At 33.9% G+C, this 5,005-nt stretch carries 5 protein-coding genes; 3 read left to right on the forward strand and 2 right to left on the reverse strand.

Features of this window, described 5'->3' with window-relative positions:
* Positions 1-29 precede the first annotated feature (29 nt).
* On the reverse strand, positions 30-536 hold the full coding sequence (locus KQA_RS0202040; protein ID WP_010177569.1) for a hypothetical protein: 507 nt from the start codon (positions 534-536) through the stop codon (positions 30-32).
* A gap of 154 nt (positions 537-690) precedes the next feature.
* Here KQA_RS0202040 and dcm point away from each other — a divergent pair, with 154 nt between their 5' ends.
* A complete protein-coding gene (dcm, locus tag KQA_RS20435) occupies positions 691-2,790 on the forward strand; it encodes a DNA (cytosine-5-)-methyltransferase (protein WP_010177571.1) in 2,100 nt (699 codons plus the stop codon).
* Here the strand turns inward: dcm and KQA_RS0202055 are convergent.
* Entirely contained in the window at positions 2,770-3,114 is a 345-nt protein-coding gene (locus KQA_RS0202055; protein WP_010177572.1) for a DUF3024 domain-containing protein, read from the reverse strand. The genes dcm and KQA_RS0202055 overlap by 21 nt on opposite strands.
* A gap of 99 nt (positions 3,115-3,213) precedes the next feature.
* Here KQA_RS0202055 and KQA_RS0202060 point away from each other — a divergent pair, with 99 nt between their 5' ends.
* Both KQA_RS0202060 and KQA_RS18350 read left to right on the forward strand, forming a co-directional pair.
* On the forward strand, positions 3,214-4,455 hold the full coding sequence (locus tag KQA_RS0202060; RefSeq protein WP_010177574.1) for a DnaB-like helicase C-terminal domain-containing protein: 1,242 nt from the start codon (positions 3,214-3,216) through the stop codon (positions 4,453-4,455).
* Positions 4,456-4,458: 3 nt separating this feature from the next.
* Positions 4,459-5,005: hypothetical protein (locus KQA_RS18350; RefSeq protein ID WP_010177576.1), on the forward strand; the 547-nt coding region annotated here is incomplete at its 3' end.

Here is a 5,005-nt window from a genome sequence, read left to right on the forward strand (position 1 = left end):
CGAAATACGTGGCACGGTTTACTCCGAAATTACTGGCACAAATCGAAACGGAGTATCCAGTTAAAAGCTTTTTTGTCCTTAATTCTAACATAGTCGTTTAATAAACTTAAAATTGCTTGTCCAAAAAAATGACTCGAAGGATCAATTTTTAAAAAGTAATATTCCATATTCCTTTTTGAACTTATTGAAGCGTCAGATTTCAGTATGCTTATTCCAGAATAATAGTTATACCAATCATCATTATGATATTTTTTATCTACTTTTTCTATTTCGGAATAAAGAGAAAACCAGTCTTTGTTTTCTTTGTATGAAGCAAGAATATTTTGTGTTTTTTCGGCTTTATTATTATAAAAAAAATTATAAATAGGTTTCTTTAAAAACGTAGTAAATATAAATGCTAGAATAGCAAATAATAAAGCAATCCTACTTACGGCTTTTTGCCCTTTTGAATTTTTAAATAATAGAAAGCTTGACTGACTAGGAATTGACCAGTTTTTGAATTGTTTTGGAGTTGGTGTTTTAGGTTTTAATTTCATTTTTTAAATTTTTTTGTTATTAAGATTTATAACTCTATATGTGTACTTATTATTTTATTTGATTGTAAATCAGGAGTAAAGGAGTTTAAAATGCACAAAAGCACATCAAATAGAAGTCGTTAGTGGCATTCATGTTAGTATTGTTTAAAAAGCAATGGCTTCACCACACAAAAAACACCTAATCCTCCTCGACCTCTTCAGCGGTACAGGTGGTTTTGCCTTAGGCTTACAGCAGGCAGGTTTCAAATTTAAGAAGCATTATTTCAGTGAAGTGGATACCCATGCCATTGCCAATTACCAGTACAATTTTAAAAACGCCATATATGTCGGAGCAGTTCAAGAAATTACCAAACAAAAAATCGAAAGACCCGATATCATTACTTTCGGCTCACCATGCCAAAATTTATCAACTGCTGGAAAACGAGAAGGCTTGTATGGGGAAAAGAGCAGACTCTTTTTTGAAGCAATTGCAGTTATCAGAAAATTTAGACCCCGTATTTTTATCTTTGAAAATGTCAAAGGACTTTTCTCGAGTAACCAAGGCAAAGACTTTGAAATCGTACTTAAAACGTTTGCCGACCTTGGGCTTTATGACCTCCAATGGCAATTGCTTAATACTAGCTGGTTTTTACCCCAAAATAGAGAGCGCATCTACCTTGTCGGATCTCTTAGAAAGCAATCCCGACCCCAAGTATTTCCTATCCCAAAAAACTATACGGCGTTTACAAAAGGGATCAAAAAAACAATCTCGCAAGCTCACATTGCTTCCACAATCGATACCAAAGTAGGTGATTATGGAACCTATGCTCCTTATGTGTTTACTATTCGGAAAAGAAAGAACACACAACAAATAGAATTTAGAGCCGACACCAATGTAAATTGTATTACTAGCGCTAAAAAGTCAAATTATATAGCCCATCCCTGGAAACCTTTAAAAACTACCAGAACAGCAAAAGGTAAAAAGATTAGAAAAGCCAATTTAAAAAAGGGGATTGATTACTCACCTTTTAAAGAAAAAGAATTTAAACTAAGTGAAAATGATACTTCTGGAGCATTAACCGCCAATGGCTATCAAGAAAACTTACTGACAAATATGGAAAGTGTTCGAAGGCTTACCCCAATGGAATGTGAACGCTTACAGGGATTTCCAGATTTATGGACAAAATACGGCATAAAAAACAATGAAAAAATAGAGTTAAGCGATAGCAAACGCTATCAGTTGATCGGAAATGCAGTGAGTGTAGCGGTAGTAAAAGCAGTAGGAGTTTCGATACTTCCGATATTTTCAGCATCAAAAATTTCAAAAACCATAAAAACACCAATACAAAAAATGGACAGTCCACTTGATGGGTTAACCAAAACCAATCTAAAAACACCGATAACCTATTATGGCGGCAAACAGAATATGGCCAAGCTGATCATATCATTAATCCCGGACCATAATTTATATTGTGAACCTTTTGTTGGTGGCGCAGCTGTTTTCTTTGCCAAACCACCAAGTCCTGTAGAAGTGTTGAATGATTTAAATGGCGAGGTGGTTAATTTTTATCAGGTATGTAAAACAGCGTACAACAAACTAAATAAAAAAATACAAGCCACCCCGCATAGTAGAAAATTGCACGCCGAAACAGCACAGGTATTAAAAGAAGCTGATCAACATAAACCACTGGATAGAGCTTGGGCATTTTGGGTGCAGACCAATATGAGTTTTTCTTCTAAAATGTTTGGGGGTTATGCTTATGAGCGAAAAAGCAATAGCACCGTAAAACGTTTATTCAATAAAAAAATGAATTTCACCTCAGAGATTTGCAAGCGTTTGGATTTTGTAGATTTAGAAGCCAATGATGCATTAAAGGTAATTGAAAGTCGGGATACAAAAGACAGCTTTTTTTACATCGATCCACCGTATTTTAATTCAGATATGGGACACTATGGGGATTATTCAAAAACGGATTTTTTAAAATTACTCACTGTTCTAGGGAAAATAAAAGGCAAATTTTTATTGAGCAGCTATCCGTCCGCAGTGCTTGATAAGTTTACCGATAAATTCAAATGGACCCAATGGTCAAAAGATTCCAAAGTAGCTGTTTCCAAAAAGGCAACAAAAACAAAAACAGAAGTACTAACAGCTAATTATGATTTTACTGCAATGATGCCTTCGGGTTTAATGGGAATGGATAATGATGAATTATTGATTCTAAAAGCAAAAACAATTAAGATCAAATTGTTAATGCTACCCGAAAAAACAATGTAATTTATCTTCTTTAATGATTTGTAATACTTCCTGTAAACTTTCGGAATCACTGAGTTCTGGATAAAGTTCCCATTTTCCAGAGCCGCGCATCCAGTAGAGTTTCCAAACTTTTTGAGATTTTACATACCGAATTTTGGCAAAAGGAAATTCCATTTTTTTAGAAGCATCCATCCAATCAGGGCGAATTTCAGAAAATTCATAAGCTTTACTAACCAACTTGTAACCGATATCTATTTGATCTCTTTTGTCAGCAGGAGGCCTTAGTTCTTCAATAAAAGAATCTATAATGGCTTTATTGAAATCTACTATTTTTGAAGCATCCATTTGAACATAATTTAAAGATTGAATTTTATAAATCTATTCAAAAGTAAGCAAACTCCCTGAATCCGAAATTAGAAAAATAATCCTTGATACTCTTGTGGTATGGAGCAGATTTCTTTTCAAAATTACGATCATCAAATAAAAAAACTTGATATTTCAACACTTCCTTATTTACTGCAGGAAGGGAATCTTTTCTTTAAGGAAGCCAAATCATTTTACCACCAAGAAGCATCTGTAAAAGAAGCTATTGATTTGTATCTAGAAAAATTGAATGCGCATGTAGCTAACCAAAAGCAAAGCGAACTACCCAGTACAGTATATTTTATAAGAACTTTTGTTAAAATGCACAATCAGCAAAAAAACAGAAAGCAGCTCGAAGAATTCATTACCAACTTACAAAAAGCGATAGAAAGCAAGCAAATAACTAAAAATGCGCCCTATGCTTCGCATATTACACAAATACAGGACAAATTAATAACGCAGTACAACAAACTCCCACAAAAAGGCAGTATTCGGTTGGTTATAAATAAAGATTGGTTAAGCGAATTGATGCAAATTAATACACATTCAATAAAGACATTGAGTGGATTTGAAAGTTTGGAAAAGAACCAAAGTAATATTACAAAAAGCCATCAGCGAATTGATGCAAATAACAAAACAAACAATCTATTTGAATCCATTAATGCCATTGATCAAAGTTCAAAAACAAATACGTTTAGATTAGCAGGTGGACTAGGAGAGTTTTTAGGCGACCTGGAGCGATTTGAATTGGCCATCACTATTGAGGGAAATCAAGGAAGTGGAAAAACCAGGTTTACGTATCAATTAGCTAATGCTTTTGCAGCATTAGGACATCGTATAGCCATATTTTCATTAGAAATTGGAAGCAAGTCAGATTTGATTCGCAGAATGAAAGAAGCCTATATTTCTATAGAAAATCAGTCAAGTGTTTTTATAGCGGACAAGCTTCCCGAAGGGATCAACACCATAAAAAAAGCAGCGAACCAATTTGATGTGATTGTAATTGATAGTTGGAATAAAATCGGAGTATCATCATTAGATTTTGATTCATTACGAAAGCAATTTCCCAACACTATTTTCATTGTCATATTTCAGCGTACTACCCAAAAAACAATTCGTGGAGGCACAGCTCCTCTTTATGATGCTGGAATTAATATTGAAGTGGTAAAAGCAGACGCTTCATTCAAGAACAATTATGCGGTAACTACAAAAAACAGGTATGGAGAAACGGGAATTAAATTTAACATCTACCATCAGCAAATAGAAAGTGAAGCTAACAACAATGATATAGAATCAAGTGAATTTGAAAACTTAACATACTAAGCTATGATTTGGAGTATACTACAATCAAGACTTAAAAGATATTATCCAGTATTAATTCTGTTACTGATTTTAATCGCTCAATCTTATTTTTTCAGAAAGCAGCATATCAAAATTCGTGATTATAAAAACTTCCAAAAAGTACAAGAGCAAGAAATTGAGCAATGGAAAGACAAAGAAGGCAAAAGTAGAGCTAGAGCAGAAATTGCTGAGATCAGTGCTAAAAATGCAAAGCGTGTGTTAAGTAATGATCTAAAGGAATTGATTAAAAAAGAAGTGGGTAATATAAAACGTAATCTGATCAGTTATTCATCAGTCAAAGCCTCAACCCAAGGAAGCATAAAAGCAAGTACCGTTGATACAATTTATGTCATTGACTCCATAGCCACACTGCCTGCAAAGCATTTTGAGATCAACAATGAAGATTTAAAATTTTCGGGCAAGTATATTCCTCAATTAGATAGCTTACTAGCTGATTATAAAGTGCAGCACAATTTCGAATTTTTCTACTACTACCGAAAACCCGGAAAGAAACCCTGGAACATCTTCAGAA

This window comes from Aquimarina agarilytica ZC1 (genome assembly GCF_000255455.1).
In the GTDB taxonomy this organism is placed as follows: Bacteria; Bacteroidota; Bacteroidia; order Flavobacteriales; family Flavobacteriaceae; genus Aquimarina; species Aquimarina agarilytica.

Bases quoted from the DNA above. Each gene is read 5' to 3' on its own strand.
- KQA_RS0202040 (WP_010177569.1), bottom strand. From the start codon at position 536: ATGAAATTAAAACCTAAAACACCAACTCCAAAACAATTCAAAAACTGG.
- dcm (WP_010177571.1), top strand. From the start codon at position 691: ATGGCTTCACCACACAAAAAACACCTAATCCTCCTCGACCTCTTCAGC.
- KQA_RS0202055 (WP_010177572.1), bottom strand. From the start codon at position 3,114: ATGGATGCTTCAAAAATAGTAGATTTCAATAAAGCCATTATAGATTCT.
- KQA_RS0202060 (WP_010177574.1), top strand. From the start codon at position 3,214: ATGGAGCAGATTTCTTTTCAAAATTACGATCATCAAATAAAAAAACTT.